General features: G+C 42.0%; 23 protein-coding genes. 10 read left to right on the plus strand and 13 right to left on the minus strand.

Translation table 11 applies throughout. The features are described 5' to 3' along the window. The first annotated feature begins 14 nt into the window (after positions 1-14). A complete protein-coding gene (gene ligA / locus F887_RS13750; protein WP_005292120.1) occupies positions 15-2042 on the plus strand; it encodes an NAD-dependent DNA ligase LigA in 2028 nt (675 codons plus the stop codon). Between the two features lie 312 nt (positions 2043-2354). On the opposite strand, the gene F887_RS13745 is transcribed toward ligA, so the two are convergent. Beyond that, on the minus strand, positions 2355-3410 hold the full coding sequence (locus F887_RS13745) for an SDR family oxidoreductase (protein WP_005292122.1): 1056 nt from the start codon (positions 3408-3410) through the stop codon (positions 2355-2357). A gap of 353 nt (positions 3411-3763) precedes the next feature. Here F887_RS13745 and ftn point away from each other — a divergent pair, with 353 nt between their 5' ends. Continuing rightward, positions 3764-4228 (plus strand): heteropolymeric bacterioferritin subunit Ftn, encoded by a 465-nt coding sequence (gene ftn, locus F887_RS13740; protein WP_005292124.1) that lies wholly within the window; start codon positions 3764-3766, stop codon positions 4226-4228. 96 nt (positions 4229-4324) lie between these two features. On the opposite strand, the gene F887_RS13735 is transcribed toward ftn, so the two are convergent. The 7 genes from F887_RS13735 to benA form a co-directional block, all read right to left on the minus strand. Continuing rightward, entirely contained in the window at positions 4325-5536 is a 1212-nt protein-coding gene (locus F887_RS13735; protein WP_228129833.1) for an OprD family outer membrane porin, read from the minus strand. Between the two features lie 102 nt (positions 5537-5638). Further along, on the minus strand, positions 5639-6997 hold the full coding sequence (locus tag F887_RS13730) for an aromatic acid/H+ symport family MFS transporter (RefSeq protein ID WP_005292131.1): 1359 nt from the start codon (positions 6995-6997) through the stop codon (positions 5639-5641). A gap of 448 nt (positions 6998-7445) precedes the next feature. Continuing rightward, a complete protein-coding gene (benE, locus tag F887_RS13725) occupies positions 7446-8651 on the minus strand; it encodes a benzoate/H(+) symporter BenE (RefSeq protein ID WP_005292134.1) in 1206 nt (401 codons plus the stop codon). 44 nt (positions 8652-8695) lie between these two features. Next, the gene (benD, locus tag F887_RS13720; protein WP_005292136.1) at positions 8696-9481 is read right to left on the minus strand and encodes a benzoate diol dehydrogenase BenD; all 786 of its coding nucleotides are present in this window, start codon (positions 9479-9481) and stop codon (positions 8696-8698) included. A 20-nt stretch (positions 9482-9501) separates the two neighbouring features. Continuing rightward, entirely contained in the window at positions 9502-10518 is a 1017-nt protein-coding gene (gene benC, locus F887_RS13715) for a benzoate 1,2-dioxygenase electron transfer component BenC (protein ID WP_005292139.1), read from the minus strand. 72 nt (positions 10519-10590) lie between these two features. Next, positions 10591-11091, minus strand: coding sequence for a benzoate 1,2-dioxygenase small subunit (benB, locus tag F887_RS13710; protein WP_005292142.1), 501 nt, complete (start codon positions 11089-11091; stop codon positions 10591-10593). Then, a complete protein-coding gene (gene benA, locus F887_RS13705; RefSeq protein ID WP_005292144.1) occupies positions 11088-12470 on the minus strand; it encodes a benzoate 1,2-dioxygenase large subunit in 1383 nt (460 codons plus the stop codon). Before benA ends, benB begins: the two co-directional genes overlap by 4 nt. Before the next feature lie 248 nt (positions 12471-12718). Between benA and F887_RS13700 the strand changes: the two genes are divergently transcribed. Further along, a complete protein-coding gene (locus F887_RS13700) occupies positions 12719-13678 on the plus strand; it encodes a LysR family transcriptional regulator (protein ID WP_005151112.1) in 960 nt (319 codons plus the stop codon). An 82-nt stretch (positions 13679-13760) separates the two neighbouring features. On the opposite strand, the gene F887_RS13695 is transcribed toward F887_RS13700, so the two are convergent. Further along, positions 13761-14336 carry a peroxiredoxin gene (locus F887_RS13695; protein ID WP_005292148.1) on the minus strand — a complete coding sequence of 192 codons (576 nt, stop codon included), beginning with the start codon at positions 14334-14336 and terminating at the stop codon, positions 13761-13763. 134 nt (positions 14337-14470) lie between these two features. Between F887_RS13695 and F887_RS13690 the strand changes: the two genes are divergently transcribed. From F887_RS13690 to F887_RS13660, 7 genes are all read left to right on the plus strand, one after another. Continuing rightward, positions 14471-14827, plus strand: coding sequence for a DUF6176 family protein (locus F887_RS13690; RefSeq protein WP_005292150.1), 357 nt, complete (start codon positions 14471-14473; stop codon positions 14825-14827). A 16-nt stretch (positions 14828-14843) separates the two neighbouring features. After that, on the plus strand, positions 14844-15566 hold the full coding sequence (locus tag F887_RS13685) for an alpha/beta hydrolase family protein (protein ID WP_005292151.1): 723 nt from the start codon (positions 14844-14846) through the stop codon (positions 15564-15566). A gap of 297 nt (positions 15567-15863) precedes the next feature. Beyond that, a complete protein-coding gene (gene bioA, locus F887_RS13680; RefSeq protein ID WP_005292153.1) occupies positions 15864-17159 on the plus strand; it encodes an adenosylmethionine--8-amino-7-oxononanoate transaminase in 1296 nt (431 codons plus the stop codon). Next, entirely contained in the window at positions 17146-18300 is a 1155-nt protein-coding gene (locus tag F887_RS13675; protein ID WP_005292155.1) for an 8-amino-7-oxononanoate synthase, read from the plus strand. The genes bioA and F887_RS13675 overlap by 14 nt, the downstream gene beginning before the upstream one ends. After that, entirely contained in the window at positions 18297-19049 is a 753-nt protein-coding gene (gene bioC / locus F887_RS13670) for a malonyl-ACP O-methyltransferase BioC (RefSeq protein ID WP_005292158.1), read from the plus strand. Before F887_RS13675 ends, bioC begins: the two co-directional genes overlap by 4 nt. Beyond that, positions 19046-19687, plus strand: coding sequence for a dethiobiotin synthase (bioD, locus tag F887_RS13665; protein ID WP_005292160.1), 642 nt, complete (start codon positions 19046-19048; stop codon positions 19685-19687). Before bioC ends, bioD begins: the two co-directional genes overlap by 4 nt. A 234-nt stretch (positions 19688-19921) precedes the next feature. Next, positions 19922-20587 (plus strand): hypothetical protein, encoded by a 666-nt coding sequence (locus tag F887_RS13660; protein ID WP_005292162.1) that lies wholly within the window; start codon positions 19922-19924, stop codon positions 20585-20587. 75 nt (positions 20588-20662) lie between these two features. Here the strand turns inward: F887_RS13660 and F887_RS13655 are convergent, their stop codons facing one another. The 4 genes from F887_RS13655 to F887_RS13640 are packed head-to-tail and all read right to left on the minus strand — an operon-like array spanning position 20663 to position 23160. Next, positions 20663-21082 carry an ExbD/TolR family protein gene (locus F887_RS13655; RefSeq protein WP_005292165.1) on the minus strand — a complete coding sequence of 140 codons (420 nt, stop codon included), beginning with the start codon at positions 21080-21082 and terminating at the stop codon, positions 20663-20665. Between the two features lie 14 nt (positions 21083-21096). Further along, on the minus strand, positions 21097-21525 hold the full coding sequence (locus F887_RS13650) for an ExbD/TolR family protein (RefSeq protein ID WP_005151095.1): 429 nt from the start codon (positions 21523-21525) through the stop codon (positions 21097-21099). An 11-nt stretch (positions 21526-21536) separates the two neighbouring features. Continuing rightward, positions 21537-22412, minus strand: coding sequence for a MotA/TolQ/ExbB proton channel family protein (locus tag F887_RS13645; RefSeq protein ID WP_005292167.1), 876 nt, complete (start codon positions 22410-22412; stop codon positions 21537-21539). Between the two features lie 40 nt (positions 22413-22452). Beyond that, entirely contained in the window at positions 22453-23160 is a 708-nt protein-coding gene (locus F887_RS13640; RefSeq protein WP_005292169.1) for a TonB family protein, read from the minus strand. Between the last annotated feature and the right edge of the window lie 96 nt (positions 23161-23256).

The following is a 23256-nucleotide window of genomic DNA, read 5'->3' on the forward strand; positions in this document are numbered from 1 at the left end:
ATGGTGAAATTTAAATGGAACACAACTCAGTTATTGAGCAAATGCGTCAGTTGATTCAACTGATTGCAAAACATAATCATGCTTACTATGTGATGGATCAACCCTCCATTTCTGACAGTGAATATGACCATTTATTTCATCAATTGAAAGCCTTAGAACAACAATATCCAGACTGTATTCAGGCAGATACGCCGACCAATAAAGTAGGTGGGCAAGCCTTATCAAAATTTGAAAGTGTCACCCATGCGGTGCCCATGTTGTCATTAGGCAATGTCTTTAATCAGGAAGACTTGTTTGCCTTTGCGCGTCGTATAGACGAGCGTTTACCGAATCAGAAGGTCCAATATGATGTTGAACTGAAACTAGATGGTTTAGCGATTTCATTGTGGTATGAAAATGGTGTATTGGTGCGTGGTGTCACCCGTGGAGATGGTGAGACTGGTGAAGATATTACTCAAAATGTCAAAACCATACGCAACTTGCCAAAAGTTTTATCGAGTCAGCATCAAGCGATTCCAGATTTCTTGGAAGTGCGTGGCGAAGTGTTGATGCCGAAGCAAGGCTTTGAAAAACTCAATGCGGATCAGGAAGCTAAAGGCGATAAGACCTTTGCCAATCCCCGGAATGCGGCAGCAGGTAGTTTAAGACAGCTTGACCCAAACATTGCAGCCTCACGTCCATTGGCGTTCTATGCCTATGGAATTGCGCAGTGTGTACCGAATCATGGACTTGAGACCATGCATGATAGTTTGCATTGGCTAACTAAGTTCGGTTTTGAAATTGCAGAGCGTCAGTTCCTCTGTGCTTCGATTGAAGAAGTCCAACAACGTTATGAACAGATTCAACAAGAACGTCCAGACCTCAAGGTTGAAATTGATGGCATGGTGATTAAGGTCGACAGCCTTAAACAGCAACAACAATTAGGCTTCCTGAGTCGCGAACCGCGTTGGGCAACGGCCTATAAATTTCCAGCACAGGCTGCACTCACCAAAGTGGAAAATATTGACTGGCAAGTGGGACGTACTGGAACACTGACGCCTGTTGCACGTTTAGCACCAGTCTTTGTTGGTGGGGTGACGGTATCCAATGTGACTCTACATAATATTGGTGAAATTCATCGTTTAGATGTGCGTGTCGGGGATACCGTTAGTGTCTACCGCACGGGTGATGTAATTCCAAAAGTTGAGAAAGTTTGGGCGGAGTTTCGTCCCGTGGATGCCGAAATGGTACATCTTCCTGAAAATTGTCCCGTCTGTGATTCGCCTGTGGTCATGCCAGAAGGTGAGGCATTGGCACGTTGCTCAGGTGGTTTATATTGTGCGGCACAGCGTATTGAGGCAATTCGTCATTTTGTATCGCGCAAAGCCTTGGATATTGAAGGCCTAGGTGATCGTTGGGTGGAGTCACTTCTGCATCTCAACTTACTCAAAGATGTGGCTGATATTTATCATTTGCATGAGCATCGTGACACTTTATTGACCATCGAGAAAATGGGGGAGAAATCAGTCCAAAATTTGATTGATGCGATTGAAGCGAGCAAGAAAACCACTTTGGCACGTTTTATTTATGCTCTGGGAATTCGTGGCGTAGGGGAGACGACCGCACGTATGCTTGCCAATACTTTCCAAACGCTTGAAGCACTGAAAGCTGCGGATATTGAAGCACTGAAAAAAACCCCTGATGTTGGTGATATTACTGCTGAATGGATTGCTGATTTCTTCCAAGCACCACATAACCTTGAAGTACTCGATCGTTTATTGGCTGCTGGAATCCATTGGGATGCACCGACAGCACCGACACGGCAACCGTTGAATGGTGAGAGTTGGGTGGTCACGGGAACGTTGGAAACGATGGGGCGTGATGAGGCAACGCAGAAGCTTCAAGCTTTAGGTGCACGTGTCAGTGGCAGTGTGTCCAGTAAAACCAAATGTGTGGTTGCCGGTGAGAAAGCAGGCAGTAAACTGGATAAAGCGCAGAAGTTAGATATTCGAGTATTGAATGAGCAAGAGTTCTTGGAATTTTTGGCGCAATACGAGGCTTAATCTACCAAGAAAAGCCCATTCAATGAATGTGAGTTGAATGGGACTATTTAATTATATCCTGAGACTGGGAAATAATTATCTTGACCAGAGTCTTGCCGAGTTTACACTCAATTTCAGGATAAGCTTTCAGCTGGACTTACTTTGGTTTTGCCCAAAGTAAGCAAAGGCATTGTCATCCACAAAACCTGTTCATTTCCTACAATTGATTAATCTATCGCAGAAAAAGTCTCTTTTTTGTATCACGCAGGTTGTGGATGACGTTTCCGAGTATCCAATTTTATAACTTGAGTCGAATACCTATACGATGTTGTATCAAATATATTTTTTCACAATGCCGTCATCCAGCAATTGTTGGAAATGTTCACAGACACTTTCACGAATATCGCGATATTGAATTCCTAAATCTTTCTGACTACGCTGCGCATTAAAATAGATTGGATAACCCATATTTAAACGCACAAATTCACGTGAATGGCCGAGGATCGGTGCAACAAAAGAAAAGGCTGTTTTTGGCACAGTAAAGTGCGGGAATGGAAACTTATAGCCAAACTTCTGCGTAAGTGCTTTGCCCATGTCCAATAAGCTGAGTGTGCCACCACAAATGATATAGCGGCCCTGTGCTTGTGGATTTAATGCAGCAGCGACATGTGCATCCGCAACATCGCGAACATCGACAATTCCATTCCACATGGGTGGAACACCGAACAAGGTCGTGCCATTACCAAATTGTTGTAATACTTCAATACTCCCTGACTGACTCGCATCGGTCAGAGATGGCCCCATCACTAAAGCTGGGTTAATGCATACCAGATCCCAACGGTTTTGTTGCTCGGCCATTTCCCATGCTTTACGTTCTGCTGCGACTTTTGAATAAGGATAAGGCTGATGTGTCTCGCTACTGGTATTGTTCCAGTGACTTTCATCAAATTCATTATTGGCGGTATTTTGAATCTCAACCGCATCACCATAGGTCGATGCAATACTTGAGGTCAGTACGACACGTTTTACCGATTCAGTACGATTAACACTGTTCAAAACATTTTCTGTGCCTTTGACCGCAGGCTCAATGATGTCCTTCACTGCATCTTTATAATTGGTGACAACGAAAGGCGATGCGGTATGAATCACGATTTCGCAACCTTTCATGGCTTCATCGAATGAACCTGATTCAAGCAAATCTGCTTTGAAGAACTGGATCTGTCCAGATGATTGATCGGCAAGATCATACAAATGCTGGATTTTATTTTTCTTGGATGGGTCACGCACCGTCGCATGAACCGTATAGCCTTGATTCAACAGACGTTCAATAATCCAGCCTGCAATATAACCCGTCGCGCCAGTGACCAAAATTGGTTTGCTTTTATCCATTGTGGTTTCCACATTATGTTTTTGTGATTGCTGTTATTTACCGAATTTCGCTCAAACAAACAACAGCTGAGCAGTCATTTTTTACGATTTTTTGATCAAAACATCAGCGGAATAAGAAGCATTGCTAATGGTTACAAAAAATCAAACAAATGATTTTCAATAGGATTATCACTTTTTAAAGCCATAAATGATATGCAAAGGCTTATTTTATTTAGATAAATTTAGCCAATTCGAATTGTAAATGCGTATGTTTCTCATTTTAATTTTATAAAAATCATAAACTTACACACTTTTGTTTTTGCAATTTTAGTTTAAGTTGACCATAATGTTGTCATTCGATAGGAGTAAGTATTATGCGTGGCAATCCAGAAGTCATCGACTATTTAAATATGCTCATTGGCGGTGAATTGGCTGCTCGTGATCAATATTTAATTCATTCAAGAATGTACGAAGATTGGGGCTTGAGCAAAATCTATGAGCGTATTGATCATGAAATGCAGGAAGAAGCGTCTCATGCCGATTCAATCATTCGTCGTGTTTTGTTCCTCGGTGCTCAACCAAATATGAACCGCGAAGATATCAATGTGGGTTCGGATGTTGTGAGCTGCTTAAAAGCAGATTTAGCACTTGAATATCATGTCCGTGAAAAACTTGCAGTTGGTATTAAATTGTGTGAAGAAAAAGGCGATTTTATTAGTCGTGACATGTTGCGTCAGCAGCTTTCTGACACAGAAGAAGATCATACGTATTGGTTAGAAAAACAATTACGTTTAATTGAATTAATTGGTCTGCAAAATTATATTCAATCACAAATCTAAGCGATTAGCGTGATGAATAAAAAAGGAACTTCAAATGAAGTTCCTTTTTTATTTTGTATTCAAAATGATGAAAGAATAGAAAGCTGAAATGAAGGTTTAGAATTTTTTACTGTAGTTCACAAATAGGCGGTCTTCACCAAAGTCATTGCCATGTTTCACGTTATAGTCAATCCGGATGTACTGTAGCGAAAAACCTTTGAGAGAAGGCTGTTGGAATGCGTAGTTGAGAATAATATTGGATTCAGATTCATGATTTTTTTCACCATTGGCGGCTTTAAAATCATGACCATAGACATATTTCACCATAGCATTGAAACCAGGAACATAGTTCTTGAAATCATAGCCATACATCATGTGATAAGACTTTTCGTTTTTTTTGAAGAAGCCCGTTGCGTTCCAGTTAATAAAATAGGTCTCAGGCAAGAAACCATCAGGCAAGGGATAAGCCGACTCACCAATAATTTGCTGATAACCCAAACCAAAAGACTGATTGTTCACTTTCAGCATTTCAAGCAAACCAATATTTTGAGCATCGATATCGAAGTTAGCACCATCATTCTTGGCATTAAAATATTTAAATCTGGAATTAAGACTAAAATTAGGCTGTTTCCACTGATGGTCTACTCCCAGATAATGCTTGTTATATAAGTCTTCTAAATTGCCAAAATAGTATTCCGCCTTCAAGGATGGTGTGAGCTGATAGCGCAGATCCAGATAATTTAAACCCTCTGAGTAAATGGTTTTTCCATTCGAGGTAAAGGAAAACTTTTTAAAATCTTCTTCATTCCGTGGTGAGACTTTGTCGATTCTTCCTATTTCGGCATATAGCTGATCAGTAATTTGTGACTTTAAATTTGTCCCCCAATAAGAGGTGAGTAACTGACGGCTACTATCCACCGCTGTCACGGGTAAATCCAACCAAAGTTCGCCCACACTCAATAACGTTTTGTCGTAGCCCAATTTTAAAGTAGCGCCATATTTTAAATAGTCAGATGCCTGTGATTGTGTCTGAATATCAAACGGCAGGACTGTATCAGCCACATGTTTATCTTGGCTCAAACGCACTGCATATTGCACCGAAGCATCTGCACCAATGGTGATCGGCTTATCTGCGATTTGCAGTGGTGTCTCCTGCATTTTGGATTTATAAAATAAGGATGCTGCTTGGGACCAACTGCCAGTATCTTTGAGATTTGGATTGTCAAAGTCTCGATTGATATAGGCATTCTTCAGGGTAAATTTCCATTCATCTTGAGCAGTTTGAGTCGATTCTGCAGCAGCAAGTAGCGGGCTGTAAAAACTTCCCATTAAAAGCAATGTAGAGACCGTTAAGCAATGTGGGCTCAGGCGTTGTAATGATGTCATAATCCATATCCAAATGTGATGCGCCAGTCCTCGGCGCACCTCGTGTTATTGCTGAGTAAGTGAAGCTTGTGTATTAAAGTTCGGTGCAGATTGTGCTGCCACTGAGGCTTTTAAATTGACCATAAAGATGGCAAAGGCTGCGATAATGCCCGGGATGGCAATCGCGAGGAAGTTCATTTGGTGAGGCAGTTCAAAGGTGAGCAAGGCACCTGTTAAGACAGGGCCAATGATGGCACCAATCCGTCCAATGCCTGAAGCCCAGCCCATGCCTGTTGAGCGTAATGCAGTAGGGTAGAATTGAGCGACAAAAGTATAGAGTAGAATTTGTGAGCCAATGGTTGCTGCACCTGCGATCGCAATTAAGCTATATAAAATAAATTGTGGACTATTAAAACCAAGCAAGATCAGGGCAGCCGCGCCAATCACGAACATACTGGTAATGACAGGTTTTAAATGGAATTTATCTGCCAGTGCACCGCCACCAATTGCGCCCACCATGCCTCCAATATTCAGTGCGAATAGGAATAACATGCTGGCACCCAAAGAATAGCCTGCTTGTAACATCAGTTTTGGTAACCAGCTTCCCAATGCATAAACCATCAATAAACACATAAAGAAGGCAATCCAAAACATGAAAGTACTAAAGGTACGACCTTGCTGGAACAGTGCACGGACAGGTGCCTCGGTGGTGGTACTTTCATTGAGGATCAGTTGTGTATTGCTGGTTAATTCAGTTTCAGGTGCAATTTTAGTGACGATCATTTTGGCTTGATCGTGATGATTGGATTTCACCAAAAATGCCAGAGACTCAGGCAGGAATTTCCAGATCACAGGTAACAATAACAGGGGAATGCCTGCAATTAAAAACATGATTTGCCAACCCATATCTTTGACCAACCATGCACCAAGTAAGGCTGAACTCATACCGCCAATCGCATAGCCACTAAACATCAATGCAACTAAGGTGCTACGAATTTTTTTAGGCGCATATTCAGTCATCAGGGCCACGACATTCGGCATTACACCACCAATGCCTAAGCCTGCAATAAAACGTAAAATTGCAAATTCAATTGGATTATTGGCAAAAGCACCGAGAAAGGTAAATCCGCTGAATAAAGTGACACAGATCAGAATGGTTTTTTTGCGGCCCAGTTTGTCTGAGAGCGTGCCAAAAATCATGGCACCAAACATCATTCCGAATAAGGCTGCACTGGCAAGCAATCCAGCTTGCACGGCAGTGAGTGACCATTGCTGCATCAGTAATGGCAGCGCCACACCATAAATCACCAGATCGTATCCATCAAAAATAATAATGATTAAACACCAAATTAAGACTTTCCAATGAAAAGCTGCAAAACGAGCTTTATCAATAATGTCATTAATATTGACCTTGTTTGTGTCCATTGCTTCACCTCCGATTTGTGAAGTACAGGTTATTTTTTATTAAGCTATTTTGTTATTGAGTCGGAGTCAAAAACCTAATTGATATATCTTTATGTCATTAAAGTATTGTGATTTTATTAATATAAAGTATTGATAATTATTGTTTAAATTTAATTTTTTGATTGGCTGTTAAAATTGAATTAAATATTAAATAGTGAGAATTTTGATGATTTTTTATGGCTTTTTAGCTGATTTTTAAATTGGGAAATCATGAGGTAAATAAACCCTCTGTTTTTAATGAAGTAGATATTTTTATTTGAGTTGTTGAGATAAAAATACAGAAAATTTTATTTAGGGAGAAGATTTTATATTTAAAGGCGAGTTTTTTGAAATGGATTGCTGACGCTTAAAAGTTTAACTTCATGATCAAAGTCTCTTTTATTCGCCAGCAAGCAGCAAGATTGTGTATTTATGAGTTGCTTTTGGTCGATTGTACTGGAGAGGATTGAGAGAGAATAAGATGAGCAATGATCCCAATACAGATCCCCCAAAACACCGAACTTAAGCCTAGAAAATGCATACCAGAAGCGGTAGCAAGAAAGGTAATCAGTGCAGCATCGCGGTGTTGAGGATTTTGCATGGCAGCAGTGATATTTGTTGCAATCGCTCCCAGTAAGGCTAAGCCTGCCAAAGCCGCAACCAGTTCTTTTGGCAATAAACTAAATAGCATAACAATACTGCCAGCAAACAGTCCGCCGAGAATATAAAAAATCCCATTGGCAATCCCTGCGATATAACGCTTTTCTTTCAGTTCATGTGCATCTTTACCCATGCATAATGCCGCGGTAATCGAGGCGAGGACGATGGTAATACCACCAACACAGGCAACCGCTAAAGACGCGATACTGGTTGCACTGATAATGGGTTTGGCTGGCGTGTCATAACCACTCAGTTTCATGATTGCCATACCCGGCAAAAACTGACCTGACAGGCTGACCAAAATCAAGGGCAGTGCCAGATTTAAGGTGGAGTTCCACGTCCATTCGGGGCTGATCCATTGTGGAATTGCCAGATGAAAACTCACTTCTACAGGATTCATTTTTCCCAAGAATAAACTGAGTGAAATACCAGCTGCCAATACCCAGATCATGGTATAGCGAGGCATTAGCCGTTTTGCAATCAGAAACACAATCAGCATGCTGAATACAATCAAAGGCATGCTATCTGATGCCGTAAATAAATTGATCCCAAACTGAAACAGGATACCCGCCATCATGCCCGCAGCAACGTCTTGTGGAATCCACTTTAGGAGTTTGTCGAAATAGCCTGTTATTCCAATGAGGAAAATCACAATCGCAGAAGTGATATAGGCCGCGACTGCTTCATTCAGCGAAATGTCAGGAAATAGTGTCACCAATAATGCGGTACCCGGTGCAGACCATGCGGTAATAACGGGTGTTTTATATTTTATTGAGAGATAAATCCCTGCAACTGCCGCACCGATGGAAATACCCCAAATCCATGACACCATCATTTCGGTAGAAACATTGGCGCGTTGCGCTGCTTGAAAGAAAATGATCAGTGGGCCAGAATAGGAAATCAGCACCGCCAGAAAGCCTGCAACCGTGGCTGAAATAGACCAATCCTGTTTTAATGTTTTGAGTAAAGTTGTCATGGGATGATGGCCTCCTTGCTCATCCGAAACGAAAAAGATCAGGACTAACCCTGATCTCCACCTCCGACGGGGATGACGCTGCCTGTGATATAAGATGCATCATCGGATGCAAGAAAGACAATGGCTTTAACCTGTTCCTCAATACTGCCATAACGGCCCATAAATGTACGGTCTATGGTTTGATCAACCACCTGTTGCATCCAGTCTTTTTCGTTTTGGCTCAGTGGATTGCTATTGCGAGGCACTTTGCGAGGCGGTGCTTCAGTTCCACCTGTGGCAATGGCATTGACGCGAATTCCATCTTTGGCATGTTCAAAGGCCAGCGATGCCGTCAGCGCATTGACACCACCTTTCGCTGCCGAGTAGGGAATACGGTTAATCCCACGCGTGGCAATCGAGGAAACATTCACAATCACACCCGCCTGTTGCTTGATCATTTCAGGTAAAACCGCTCGACAACACCAGAGCGTTGGAAACAGCGAGCGATTGACCTCCTTGATAATTTCTTCTTCAGAAAATTCCTGAAAAGGTTTCATCCAGATTGCGCCACCGACATTGTTGATCAATACATCGATTCGACCAAAATGTTCAATCGCTTTTGCAACAACCGCTTGTGCACCTACAAAGCTTTCCAGATCGGCTTGGATGGTCATGGCATCAGCACCCAATGCTTTGACTTCAGCCAATACCTCTTCGACATAATCAGAACGATCTGCCAAAATCAGTTGCGCACCTTCGGCAGCCAGTTGTAGCGCCACACCGCGGCCAATGCCTTGAGCACTGCCAGTCACAATCACCACTTTATGCTTAAATCTTTGTGCTTGAGACATACATAATTCTCCAGTAAGCATCAATTCGCAGAGAACTTTTCAAATAGGAAATTGGCAGGTTTGATGTGTTCTGCATCTAACCAACCACGGACTGCTTCGACCATTGGCACAGGACCACACAGATAAATATCGACATCGCCCTTGTTTAGCCATTCAGTCTCAATATGTCCTGTGACATAGCCTTTACGCTCGTGTTGACTATCTGGATGTGCAACCACAGTTCGATATTCAAACCAAGGGAATTTAGCTTGTAATTCAGCTAATTTTTCCAAAGCGACTAGATCAAAATCGTTGGTTACGCCAAACACTAAACGAATCGGTTGGGTTGAGCCTTTTTCTTCCAGTACGTGTAGCATTGACATAAAAGGAGCGATACCCGTACCGCCTGCGAGCATAAGAACAGGACGAGTGACATTGCGGAGATAGAAGCTACCGAATGGCCCGGTAAAGGTCATCTTGTCGCCAGCTTGTGCGGTTTGACTCAAGAAGTCGCTCATTTTACCGTTTGGGACATTACGAACCACAAAGCCTGTTAAACGATTGCCAGGCTTGGAACTAAAGGAATATGAACGGGTTTCACCCGTTGCTGGAATACCAACATTGACATATTGCCCTGCAAGGAAATGAATATCGGGTTGACCTTCATCCAGTTGAATATCAAAGGTAATGGTGGAATCAGATAGATTTTCAACGCGGGCCAAAGTCCCTTGGAAACTATGAATTTCAGTTTTACAGACATCAGAGGAGGCCTGAATCTGAAAGACTGCATCTGAGCTTGGGCGACATTGGCACGCTAGAATATAACCTTGTTCCGCTTCTTCAGGCGTCAAGGCATCTTCAATATACGTTTCTTCTGGCATATCGTAACTACCAGATTCACAGAAGGCACGACAGGTACCGCAGGCACCGTCACGACAGTCCAGAGGAATATTAATTTTTTGACGATAAGCTGCATCGGATAGGGTTTCACCTTGAGCGACACTAATAAAACGTGTCACACCATCTTCAAATTGAAGGGCTACATTGTGGTTTGACATGAGACGTATCCTACAAAATAATTTTAATTTGGGACCTCAGCCAACAGTCCGTTTGACTGAGGAGACCTATTTTTAGAGGTGGTAAATATCAATCACTTGATTGATGTAATCATTTTTAAGCACCACATATTTGCTTAGGATTTTTGGTTCTTCACCAGAACAATCAATCACATAACGTGACATGCCAAAGTAGCTATAGGTGGTTTTATAACGGAAGCTCAAGGTATTCCAGTTAAAGCGAACCGTGAGTTTATCTCCATCGCGCGCTACGATTTCAACGTTTGCAATATTGTGGCAAGTACGGGTATCGGGCATGGTGGCAGAGGAGCGTTCGGTTTTGATACGGAATACTCGGTCTTCCAAACCTTGGCGATCTGGGTAGTAAATCAGTGAGATTTCAGATTGTGGATCTTCGGTGAGTTGATCATTGTCATCCCAAGCGGGCATCCAGAAACTGGCTTCTGGGGCATAGCAATTCAGCCAGTCATCCCATTGCTCATCATCTAAAAAACGTGCTTCACGATAGAGAAACTGGGCAATATTTTCCAAGCTGGTTTTGTCTTGAATATTCATGCGTTTTCTCCTTGAGCTGCGATTTCCTTCTCTGCGACAATGGCGTGTTTCATGGTATGCAGCCAGTATTGATGTTGCGCCAGATATAAACCTTCATCTTCGGTTTTGATCCCGCTCAGCATCGGTTTGAGACCAATTTCATTGGCTGCATCATCAGGGCCATAAATCCAGTGTTTTGAACCACGACACATGTCATTCCATTCCAGCGCGATGCCTGCATAACCTGCCTGACAGGCACGGAATTCTTCCAGATCATCAGGCGTGGCCATACCAGAAGCATTAAAGAAATCTTCGTATTGGCGAATACGACGTGCACGTGCTTCTGGGGCTTCACCTTTCGGTGCAATACAGTAAATCGTGACTTCAGTGCGATCGACTGAAATAGGGCGCAATACACGAATTTGCGAACCGAACTGATCCATCAAATAGACGTTTGGATAGAGGCATAAGTTGCGCGAGCGTTCGATCATCCATTTCGACATGGCAGCGCCGTATTTCTCGGTATATTCTTCTGCCTTCGGAAAGTTCGGACGATCTTCAGGATTGGCCCATTGTGTCCAAAGCAGCATATGACCATTTTCAAAACCATAAGAACCGCCGCCTTGCTTACCCCAAGACCCAGCACTCATGGCACGAATATTATCGGCAGCTTGTGTCTCTTTGCGGTGTTGTGTGGTTGCGGCATAGTTCCAGTGCACTGCTGAAACGTGGTAACCATCAGCACCATTTTCAGCGGTCAGCTTCCAGTTACCTTCATAGGTATAAGACGATGTACCACGCAGAACTTCTAGGCCATGTTCAGATTGATCAACAATCATGTCGATAATTTTGCTGGTTTCACCTAAGAATTCTTCAAGTGATGGCACATCTGGATTGAGGCTGCCAAATAAGAAGCCTTTGTAATTCTCAAAACGCGCAATTTTTTTCAGGTCATGCGAACCATCTTGGTTGAAGCAATCCGAATAACCTGCCTCGCTTGGGTCTTTGACTTTGAGCAATTTACCTGAGTTATTGAAGGTCCAGCCGTGGAAAGGGCAGGTATAGGTGGCCTTGTTACCGCGCTTATGACGACAGAGTTGTGCACCGCGATGTGAGCAGGCATTGATCATGGCATTCAGTTCGCCATTACGATTACGGGCAATAATGATTGGTTGACGACCAATATGTGTGGTGTAGAAATCGTTGTTATTGGGAATTTGGCTTTCGTGTGCAAGATAAACCCAATTGCCTTCGAAAATATATTTCATTTCGAGATCAAATAAGGCTTGATCGGTAAACACTGAACGATGAAGTTTAAATTCACCCGTGTCGATATTGTCTACAAGTAACTCATCAATACGGTCAAGGTGGCTGGTATTGATTACAGGAATACGTGGCATGTCCGTTCTCCGACTTTCCAAATCTGTGGAAGTCACCGAGATGCTCTCGAAAGTATCTCGATATCCTAAAGGGTTAAATTCTGTGTGGGGCTTTTGGCTTGAACCGATAATGATGAATACAGGCAGCAATCTCAGCGGGGCGATTCATATTTCATCGGTTTATCCCTTGTCTATACCTTAAAAGAATGAGTAAACTGTGTCTAAGACTGAATTTATATTTTTATATATCTTAAAGGTATGGAAACCTCATGGAACTACGTCATTTGCGGTATTTTGTAGCGGTTGTTGAAGAACAAAGCTTTACCAAGGCAGCAGAAAAACTATTTATTGCTCAACCACCTTTGAGTCGGCAGATTCAAAACTTGGAAGGAGAACTTGGAATTCAACTGTTTGAGCGAGGCAGCCGACCCTTACAGACCACGCCTGCTGGGCATTTCTTTTATCAGCATGCGATTAAACTTTTGTCTAATGCTGAAGAAATTAAGAGTATGGCCAAACGCATTGGATTGATTGAACGCAGTGTGACGATTGGTTTTGTGGGGTCGTTACTGTATGGATTGTTACCTCGAATCATCTATTTGTTTCGGCAGCAGCAACCTCATTTAAATATTCAACTGGTGGAAATGAGCACCACGGAGCAGCTACAAGCTTTAAAAGAAGGCCGAATTGATGTGGGTTTTGGACGTTTGAGGATTAGTGATCCTGCGGTAAGACGGATTTTGTTGCGTAAAGAGCGTTTGGTTGTGGCGGCACATACCAGCCATCCGATTGCGCAGCGGACAGAAGGGGTATATCTGGCTGATCTAATTGATGAAAAGATGTTTATGTATCCGACCTCTCCAAAGCCTAATTTTTCGACTCAGCTTCTGAATATCTTTGCTGAGCATAGTTTAGTGCCGAAAAATATGCATGAAGTGCGAGAAATTCAATTGGCCTTAGGTTTGGTCGCAGCAGGTGAAGGCTTGTGTGTGATTCCTGCTAGTGCTGATACCATTCGCTTTCCACATTTGAATTATATTCCGATTCTGGACAATGGCGCGGTTAGCCCAATTTTTTTGACTGCACGGGCAATGGATCGTAGCGAAGACTTACAGCTGTTATTTGATTGTGTTTATCAGGTCTATGATCTGGAAGGTATTCCATATCAACGGACTGTATTTACACTCGATCAAAACCCGATTGATGATTCGGTTGGGATTGATTTTTAAAGTATGTTCATAAAAAAGCCTAGTCTCAGAAATGTGAACTAGGCTATTGATCAATAGGTTGATTGAACCGTATTTGAAAAGATTATTTGGTTTGCAATGTTTTTAAATCTTTCAACACTTGATCCGCATGAGTCTGTGTATTCACACTGGTATAGTGATACATCACTGCACCTTGAGGATTGATTAAAAAACTTTCCCGCTTGGCAATTTTAGCAATGCCTAAGTTTCGGACAATGCCAAATTTAGTTGCAAGTTCGCCTTTATCATCTGCAAGAATTGGGAACGGTAAACCAAGTTTTTCTGAGAATTTTTGATGTGATGCGACATCATCCAGACTCACACCGAGTACAACCGCATTCGATTTTAAGAACTGTGGATACAGCGATTTAAACTGATTGGCTTCTTGGGTACAGCCTGCGGTGTTATCTTTAGGATAAAAATACAAGACGACCCATTTGCCTTTATATTGATTCAAGGTATGCCATTTGCCACTTTGATCTTGCAGTTTAAAATCTGGCGCCGATTGTCCAACCCATTCTTTTTGTGCGTTATCTTGCTTAGAAAATAAGGTGCTTTGCGCTGTACTTAGGCTGGGTGCGCTGAGTAAAAAAAGTGAACTGCATAGCACTAGAACTTTGGACTTTATCGTATTCATCATTCTATTCTCAAAGTGTAATAGCACATACTTTAGCAAATTTAGAAATTGAATGTGTTAGAAAATTCTTTACAGAATTTTGATCTGCTTTATATATTTAAATTGAATAGTGATTTAAAAAAAGAAAAGGTAAATCAATGGATGTTGGCGCAGTTCTCATTAAATTAAAAACAAATAGGCAGGCTGAGGTCGATGCTTGGCAGCAAGAAATTGAGCGACGTAAGGCGGAAGCAATTGAAACGCTTCAAGCTGAAGGTGTGAAAGTGGAATCGTGGTTTCAACTTGAATTGAATGGTGAACATTATTTGCTTGCTTATATGCGTGCTAAAGATATTGCTCAGGCGCAACAGGCGGCAAGAAATAGTTCCTTTGAAATTGATAAAGTTCATCAACAGTTTAAGCAGCATTGGGAGCAAATAATTCCTGCAAAATTATTGATTGATTTGGAAAATAATGATGAGAACGAAACAGGTTATACTTCGGAGCAAGTGTGAATAATTAGGTAAAAGTGTGGAACATAAGATTTTACTGATTACGGGATGGGGCGGTGGTGCTGAATTATTAAAACCGTTACATGAGGCCTTAGAACAACAAGGGCATGTCGTTGAGCGGATTGATATTTTTAATGCCTTGAATGATGACGTTTTACAACAGCATGTCGAACTTGCAGTGAAGTTTGATGTGATTATCGGATGGTCGCTTGGTGGACAACTGGCAACAATCTTGGCCAATCAAATACAACAACAATATGCTCAACAGAAAGTTTTAATCACTTTAGCTTCAAATCCCTGTTTTGTTGTTCAATCAGATTGGTCGGCAGCCATGTCTGTAGAAACCTTTATGCAGTTCAAGCAGTCATTTGAACAGGATGCGATTACCACGCTAAAACGATTTGGCTTATTGGTCTGTCAAGGTGCAAGTTCGGCAAAAAAAGACTTCGTAGTCATGCAGAAATTAATTCGTCCACAACCGATTGCATTATTGAAGCAGGGTCTGCAGTTATTAGAAAAATTAAATCTGGTTGAAATGTATAAAAATTATCTGGGGAGACAGTTGCATGTGTTTGCGGAGCATGATGCTTTAGTTCCTTACCAAATTATACAGAATATTCAGGATTTATCTGCAAAGAATTTATCCGCGGTTTCTGTTGAAGGCGCTTCACATGGTTTTCCGTGCTTTATGCTTGAGCAGACTGTGCAAATAATTGAGGATTTTATGAATGAGAAGGTTTAATCTTGCTTGAATTGAGAGTTCTCGCAATTTATTTTAAATTTTGACAAGTTTAAGATTGCACATACAGATTTTATAGTTGTTAGGGTGGAGTCGTGCTGAGTTTTAATTTCTGGATAAGCTTTCAGCTAGACTTACTTTGGTTTCGCCCAAATGAGAAGCGAAGCTTTGCAAGAAAGGCATTTGTTAAGCTGATGGTACATCCTTGTACCACAGCTTAACGGGCGGCATCCATGCCGCCTCCATGATCGTAGACATTGCCATGAATTTAGTTGGCTTAGGATGAGGAGTAAGTAAAGGATGACAGATTTATTTGATTTAGAACATATATGGCATCCTTATACTTCGATGTTAAATCCACTGCCAACCTTTAAAGTCAAACGTGCCTATGGTGCGACTATCGAACTAGAAGATGGGCAAACTTTAGTTGATGGCATGTCATCATGGTGGTGTGCGATTCATGGCTATAACCATCCTGAACTGAACCAAGCGGTTTCAGATCAATTACAGAACATGGCGCATATCATGTTCGGTGGTCTGACCCATGAACCTGCGATTGAATTAGGCAAATTATTATTAAAGATTACGCCGCCCAATTTAGATAAGATTTTCTATGCAGATTCAGGCTCGGTTTCAGTAGAAGTAGCCTTAAAAATGGCAGTGCAATATTGGGTTGCGTTGAATCAACCAGAGAAAACCAATTTTATTACTACTCGTTCTGGTTATCATGGCGATACCTGGAATGCGATGTCTGTGTGTGATCCAGTCACAGGGATGCATCAGATTTTTGGTACAAGTTTACCGAATCGAATTTTTGTCCCTGCGCCACAAAGTCGATTTGATGGAGAATGGGATCCGCAAGATATTCAGGAACTGAAACAGCAGATTGAACAGCATCATCACAGCATTGCTGCACTGATTATTGAGCCGATTGTACAAGGTGCGGGCGGCATGCGTTTTTATCATCCTGAATATTTACGTCAAGCCAAAGCTTTATGTGAGCAATATAATTTATTGTTGATCTTTGATGAGATCGCAACAGGTTTTGGGCGGACAGGCAAAATGTTTGCTTGGGAACATGCACAAGTTGAACCCGATATTATGTGTATCGGTAAAGGTTTGACTGGTGGCTATATGACATTATCCGCAACATTAACCACCAAGCAGGTAGCTGAAACCATCAGTCGTGGTGAAGCGGGTGTATTTATGCACGGCCCCACCTTTATGGCAAATCCATTGGCTTGTGCTGTTGCCTTGAGAAGTACCCAATTATTGGTTGAGCAAGATTGGCAAGCGAATATTCAACGGATTGAAAAGATTCTGGCTGAACAATTAACGGATTTAGCTCAGCTTGACCATGTTGCAGATGTACGGGTTTTAGGTGCGATTGGGGTGGTGGAGTTAACCGCCAATGTTGATATGAAAACCTTACAGCAACAGTTTGTAGAACGTGGCATTTGGGTACGACCATTTGGAAAATTGGTCTATGTGATGCCGCCGTATGTGATTAGCGATGATGAACTACACTATTTATTAACACAGTTGATCGAAGTAGTGAAAAGCATGCAGGGAGACAATGCCAATGTCCTTGCTTGATCATTATGTCGAGCAGCTTGACCAGCTCAAACAACACGGGAATTTTCGTCAATTTACGTCAAATCAACAGCAGGGAAAATGGATAACCATCCAAGATCGGACCATGTTGAATTTGGCATCCAATGATTATTTGGGCTTAGCCGCTGATTTAAGTTTAAGAGAAGAATTTCTCGATACAGTGAAAATCGAACGTGCATTATTTAGTTCATCGTCCTCGCGCTTACTGACTGGTAATTTTGCAGAATATGAACAATTTGAAAATAGCCTAAGCAAAGCATTTGGTCGCGCTGCTTTACTCTTTAATAGTGGCTATCACATGAATATCGGTATCTTACCTGCTTTGGCGGATAGTAAAACTGTGATTCTGGCTGATAAATTGGTGCATGCCAGTATGATTGATGGGATTCGATTATCGACCGCTCAATATGTGCGTTATCGACATAATGATTTGCAACATCTGAAACAATTATTGCAAAAGTATCATCAAGATGAGCAAGTTGAACGGATTATTGTGGTGACAGAAAGCATATTTAGTATGGATGGTGATGAAACTGATTTAGCTGCGTTGGCTCAGTTAAAGCAGCGTTTTAACAAAACCATGTTATATGTTGATGAGGCGCATGCCATTGGTGTAAGAGGTGAGCAAGGTCTGGGGTGTGCCGAGCAATATGGGGTGCTGGATCAGATTGATTTCTTGGTTGGAACCTTTGGTAAGGCGATTGCGTCGGTGGGTGGCTATATCATTTGTGATCCAATCATCCGTGACTATCTCATCAATAAAATGCGTCCATTGATTTTTAGTACCGCATTGCCTCCAATTTCGATGGCATGGTCTGATTTTATCTTTAACAAAGTTTTGAACATGCAACAACAGCGTCAGCATTTGGCTGAAATCAGTCAATATTTACAGCAGGCGGTGATTGCAAAAGGTTTTTCAAGCCCGTCGAGTAGCCATATTATTCCGATTATTGTTGGGGAAAGCCAAGCTGCAATTGAAAAGGCGTGCTTTGTCCAGCAACAGGGTTTTTATGCGATGCCGGTACGACCACCGACCGTACCGCAGAATAGTTCACGTTTACGTATCTCGTTAACGTCTATGGTACAAAAAAATGAATTGGAACAATTGGTAGAGTGTTTGTGAGTATCAATAAAGCACTGGTTGCACAGCGTTTTGCCAAAGCAGGGCAAAGCTATGTTGAGCATGCGGTTATACAAAAGCAGATTAGTGCACAGCTATTTGAATATCTCAAAGTCTATTGTCCGCAATCTTTAGACTCTGTCCTTGAGATCGGCTGCGGTTCAGGCAATTTAACCCATTTGTTTCAGTCTCATTTTCAAGTTGAGCAACTGTTTTTAAATGACTTGTATGAAGATGTAGAGCAGCATTTTTTAAGCGTCGACAATATTAATTGGTTGATTGGTGATATTGAACAGCTTGAATTACCCAGTGGATTAGAAGCGGTGATCTCCAGTTCTGCTTTGCAATGGATGATTGACTTAGCTGCTTTATTACAACGGATTCATTCTGCGTTAAAACCGAATGCCTATTTTTGTTTTTCTACCTTTGGCCCTGACAATTTGACCGAAATTAAGCAGTTAACAGGACAAGGTTTAAATTATGTCGATTTGGATACTTTGCAACAGCAGCTTGAACAACAAGAATTTGAAATACTGTTAATACAAGAACAACATAAGCAGCGTTATTTTGATCATCCCAAATCCATATTGCAGCATTTAAAGGCGACAGGTGTGACCGCAACAGCAAGGTCACATCGCTGGACCAAGCAATCCTTGCAGAAATTTTATTCAGATTATGAACAGTTTCATGATGAGCAGGGTTTTAGTCTGACTTATCATCCGATTTATGTGATTGCGCGGAGAACAGCATGAGTGCAGCAATTTATTTTGTCAGTGGTATTGATACTGAGATTGGTAAAACTTATGCCACAGGCTATCTCGCCAAGCTCTGGACAGAACAGGGGCAACGTGTCATTACTCAAAAGCTGGTGCAAACGGGGAATGTGGACGTATCTGAGGACATCGAAAAGCATCGTGAAATTATGGGTAGTGGCTGGTTTCAAGAAGACCATGACAAACTGACCATGCCTGAAATTTTTACTTATCCGGCTTCACCCCATTTAGCAACGCGGTTGGACGGGCGAGATTTAGATTTTGCCAAGATTGAAGCTGCGACTAAACAACTTGCCCAGCGTTTTGATGTGGTGCTTTTGGAAGGTGCGGGTGGTTTGATGGTGCCTTTAACCACTGAACTGTTGACCATTGATTATATTGTGCAACATCAATTTCCTGTGATTTTGGTGACTTCTGGGCGTTTAGGAAGTATCAATCATACTTTGTTAAGTTTAGAGGCTCTAAAGCAGCGTGGTTTGAGCTTGCATGCCTTGGTGTATAACTTAAAGGATGAGTCGAAAGACCCGCTTATTTCAAAAGATACCGCAGATTATTTAAAGACTTATTTAGCAAAGCATTTTCCTGATGCTCAATGGATTGAATTGGAAAAATTCTAATTTAATTCATTAAATTAGAATCTTATTCAATAGGGGGAACCGCAGTGTCTTCCCGAGTTTTCTCAAATGAATACTGCATGATCTTACTTTTCAAGGATGAAAAGTAACAAAAATCCTTTGTAGGGCTGACGGTATATCCTTATACCGCAGCCCTACGGGCGGCATCCATGCCGCCGTCACGATAGCTAATAGATTTTGGAAGCTATTTAACTAATAAATTTAAGGTGACTAACAATGAATAAAAATAATTTTATTTTTATAGCCCTCTGTCTATCAGGCCTAATCTCGTCAACTCATGCTGCTGTACCAACAGATAAAACTATTATTAGTTGGATTACTAACTTTCAGGATTCAAATGCCAACCCACCTCAAGCCATTCAGATCGATTCTACCGAAGCAGTGAAATTGATCTCGGGAGAAGAAGCTTATCTATCAGGTGTGAGTTTTGAAAATGCGGGACGTAATTTTTGGGCAGGCTATGTGTTAACCCGTCCAAAATTAAAGCAGGCGAGAATCCTAAAAGAGTTTGGCGGTCAATCGAATAGCTTCACAGTACATTCCACTGTTTATAAAGGTAAACCGATTCAACTGGTAGAATTTGAAAGTGCAGGTTCAGGACAGGGGACTGTTGAGTCGAGTAAAAGTCTGGTTTATTTAAATCAATGGACGAGTAAGTTGATTGCAGAGGTCGAAGAATCTTCCTATGACGGACGTTATGATGACAAATTAGGTGCAGAGGATTGCCGAACGGGTCGTGATAATTCGGGCTATTTAAATGTCATGCCTTATGCCCCTTATGTAGTTCAGACTACAGTCACAGGGAATGCCTGTAATAATAAACCCCAAGGCTATAAAGTAAGCAGCAAGTTGATTCCTATCGTGATCACTGAAATAAAATAAAAAAAGCTAACAAACGAACTTGTTAGCGCAGGAGTAAGTTAGTTGTTATTGGATTTAATTTATTGTTCTCGTTTTTTAGTTATTACTGACAATGCCGATTTTAGTGACATTGGTTTGTTGAGCCAAGGCCATGACCATCGCGATATTTTTATACTCCGCTTGTGCATCAGGCTTAAATTTAATTTGATCCTGATCAGCTTTTTGAGCCACAGATTCGAATAAAACCTTGAGTGCCTGACGGTCTGCAACGGTCTGATCATTCCAGAAAATATGCCCTTGTGCATCGACACGCAGGTTGATCGTTTCTGGTGGTTTCTGATCCGTTGGTGGCGGCGGTGTACCATTCGGTAAGTTGATGTTAATGGCATTGTTCGGAATTGGGATGGTGATAATGAACATAATCAACAACACCAACATGACGTCAATCAATGGTGTCATGTTGACGTCGAGCATCACATCTTCTTCATCATTTTTTGAACCCACTTTCATACCCATATGTGATCCTCCTGTTATGGCGAAGTCGCAGGTGGGGTGGTGACAAATGCAATTTTGCCAATACCCGCTTGCTGAGTTGTACTAATCACCTGATCAATTGCTTCGTAATGGGTTAGTTGATCGCCACGAATATGAACTTCAGGCTGCGGACGTTTTTGCGCTTCAGCCTGCAAACGAGCAAGTAAAGTTTCTTTATTCGCAACATGTTGTTCATTCCAGAAAATATCGCCTGTTTTATTCACTGAGAGCTGGATATTCTGTGGTGTAGTGGCATAAGGTGTATTTTTTTCTTCAGGTAGTTTTACGGGAACCGTGTGTGTGACCACTGGAACTGTGATTAAAAAGATAATCAGCAGCACCAGCATGATGTCGACTAGCGGCGTCGTGTTAATCGTTCCAATGACATCATCATCACTTTGATCTGAATTAATCATCATGCCCATAGTGTTATTCCTTATTTAGAATCACGGTTTGGGTGATTGCCGTTTAAGTCACCACTGAGTAAGACAGCGTGTAGATCTGAACCAAATGAACGAACATTGTCCATCACGGCTTTATTACGGCGGGTTAACCAGTTATAGCCCAGTACAGCAGGAACTGCGACCGCAAGACCAATCGCAGTCATAATTAATGCTTCGCCCACAGGGCCAGCCACTTTATCAATGGATGCTTGGCCTGAAATACCAATTGCAGTCAGTGCGTGATAAATCCCCCAAACCGTTCCGAATAAACCGACAAATGGTGCTGTTGAACCTACCGTTGCAAGGAAGGCTAGGCCATTACTGAGGTGACTTTGTACTTTTTCAATGGCACGCTGAATTGAAATGGTCACCCATGTATTGAAATCAATACGTTCTAATAAAGTACCGTCATGGTGTTTGGTCGAGCGAATGCCTTTTTCTGCAATATAACGATAGCTACTGTTTGCATTTAAGCTGTCGGCTGCACTATTCAAAGACTCCGCTTCCCAGAAGTTACGTTCAGCTTCAGTGGCATGACGTTTGATTTTACTTTGCTGAAAAACTTTAGACAGAATGATGTACCACGTGCCAATAGACATCAGCACTAAGATAAATAAAGTCGATTTTGCAACTAAATCACCTTCACGCCAGAGTGCCTCTAAACCATAAGGGTTGTGTACTTTTTCAGCTGTTGCAGGTAACGGTGGTGGTGTTGGAGTCGCTGATGTGGTGGCATCTGTACTCACACTTGTGACTGCTGTGGTTTGCGTGGCTTCATCGGCCCACACTGTTGCCACAGGAAGTAAGGTCGTACCTGCGATGAGGCCAATTGCTGCGATTCGTGAAATACGTTTTGCTGTGTTTTTCATCTTTAAACTCTCCAAAAATTTGTTTGTTCAATGCATTTATTTAGGAAATCGTGAATGGATATTCGATTTCGTACCATTCTTGTTGTGGTACACCGTCTTTCATCGCTGCTTTAAAAGTACACAGGCTATAAGCTTTAATCGCTGCTTTATCTAAGCTTTTACTGCCACTCGATTTTTTAACTTTTGAGTCAATGACTTTGCCTGAACCATCCACTAATACACGAATACGCACCGTACCTTCTTCTTCATTCATTAAGGCTTCACGTGGATATTCAGGTTTTTGACAACCCGCTTCGCCTTCAGAAACACCGCGTGAAATCCCTGCTGGTTTGGCAGGGGCTGCAGGTGCAGCCGAGGCTACGGGTGCGGCAACTGGACTCGGGCTTGGTGTTGCAGGTGCAGGCGTTGGGGTCGCAACTGCTGTTTTGGTTGGCTGTGCTGGTGCTGGTTTTTGCACAGGTGTGACTTTCTCCACCTGTTTTGGTGGGTCTGGCATTTTGGCCACTTTCTCTACCATTTTCGGTGGTTCAGGTGGCTTTTCTTTTGGTTCCTCTGGTTTTGGAGGTGGTGGTGGTTTGATGTCCTGAATAATCTGTAGTTCTACAGGCTTATCGACAGGCTTGGTAAAGTCGGTCGCTAAACTTGTCATCAGAATATAGGCGATAATGAGATGTAGAAATAACACCAGACCAATACCAACAAGGCGTTTGGCAGGTTGATTTTCATTCTCAGAAAAGGGTATGCCCATAATTACTCCTGAAATTGTAATCATGGATTCATCGTCGTTTGGAGGAGGGGATCAATTAAAAAATTGATACGGACCGCGTTAATTTTTGATGAATCA

The sequence above is a fragment of the Acinetobacter sp. NIPH 2100 genome, from assembly GCF_000369805.1.
Taxonomy (GTDB): Bacteria; Pseudomonadota; Gammaproteobacteria; order Pseudomonadales; family Moraxellaceae; genus Acinetobacter.

Coding starts and splice junctions, on each gene's coding strand:
- F887_RS13645 (WP_005292167.1), bottom strand. CDS start 22,412: ATGAAAAACACAGCAAAACGTATTTCACGAATCGCAGCAATTGGCCTC.
- F887_RS13735 (WP_228129833.1), bottom strand. CDS start 5,536: ATGGGAAGTTTTTACAGCCCGCTACTTGCTGCTGCAGAATCGACTCAA.
- benB (WP_005292142.1), bottom strand. CDS start 11,091: ATGAATATTCAAGACAAAACCAGCTTGGAAAATATTGCCCAGTTTCTC.
- bioD (WP_005292160.1), top strand. CDS start 19,046: ATGAGTGCAGCAATTTATTTTGTCAGTGGTATTGATACTGAGATTGGT.
- benC (WP_005292139.1), bottom strand. CDS start 10,518: ATGTCAAACCACAATGTAGCCCTTCAATTTGAAGATGGTGTGACACGT.
- F887_RS13660 (WP_005292162.1), top strand. CDS start 19,922: ATGAATAAAAATAATTTTATTTTTATAGCCCTCTGTCTATCAGGCCTA.
- bioA (WP_005292153.1), top strand. CDS start 15,864: ATGACAGATTTATTTGATTTAGAACATATATGGCATCCTTATACTTCG.
- F887_RS13695 (WP_005292148.1), bottom strand. CDS start 14,336: ATGATGAATACGATAAAGTCCAAAGTTCTAGTGCTATGCAGTTCACTT.
- F887_RS13745 (WP_005292122.1), bottom strand. CDS start 3,410: ATGGATAAAAGCAAACCAATTTTGGTCACTGGCGCGACGGGTTATATT.
- benD (WP_005292136.1), bottom strand. CDS start 9,481: ATGTCTCAAGCACAAAGATTTAAGCATAAAGTGGTGATTGTGACTGGC.
- ftn (WP_005292124.1), top strand. CDS start 3,764: ATGCGTGGCAATCCAGAAGTCATCGACTATTTAAATATGCTCATTGGC.
- F887_RS13650 (WP_005151095.1), bottom strand. CDS start 21,525: ATGGGCATGATGATTAATTCAGATCAAAGTGATGATGATGTCATTGGA.
- ligA (WP_005292120.1), top strand. CDS start 15: ATGGAACACAACTCAGTTATTGAGCAAATGCGTCAGTTGATTCAACTG.
- F887_RS13655 (WP_005292165.1), bottom strand. CDS start 21,082: ATGGGTATGAAAGTGGGTTCAAAAAATGATGAAGAAGATGTGATGCTC.
- benA (WP_005292144.1), bottom strand. CDS start 12,470: ATGCCACGTATTCCTGTAATCAATACCAGCCACCTTGACCGTATTGAT.
- benE (WP_005292134.1), bottom strand. CDS start 8,651: ATGACAACTTTACTCAAAACATTAAAACAGGATTGGTCTATTTCAGCC.
- F887_RS13675 (WP_005292155.1), top strand. CDS start 17,146: ATGTCCTTGCTTGATCATTATGTCGAGCAGCTTGACCAGCTCAAACAA.
- F887_RS13640 (WP_005292169.1), bottom strand. CDS start 23,160: ATGGGCATACCCTTTTCTGAGAATGAAAATCAACCTGCCAAACGCCTT.
- F887_RS13700 (WP_005151112.1), top strand. CDS start 12,719: ATGGAACTACGTCATTTGCGGTATTTTGTAGCGGTTGTTGAAGAACAA.
- F887_RS13730 (WP_005292131.1), bottom strand. CDS start 6,997: ATGGACACAAACAAGGTCAATATTAATGACATTATTGATAAAGCTCGT.
- F887_RS13690 (WP_005292150.1), top strand. CDS start 14,471: ATGGATGTTGGCGCAGTTCTCATTAAATTAAAAACAAATAGGCAGGCT.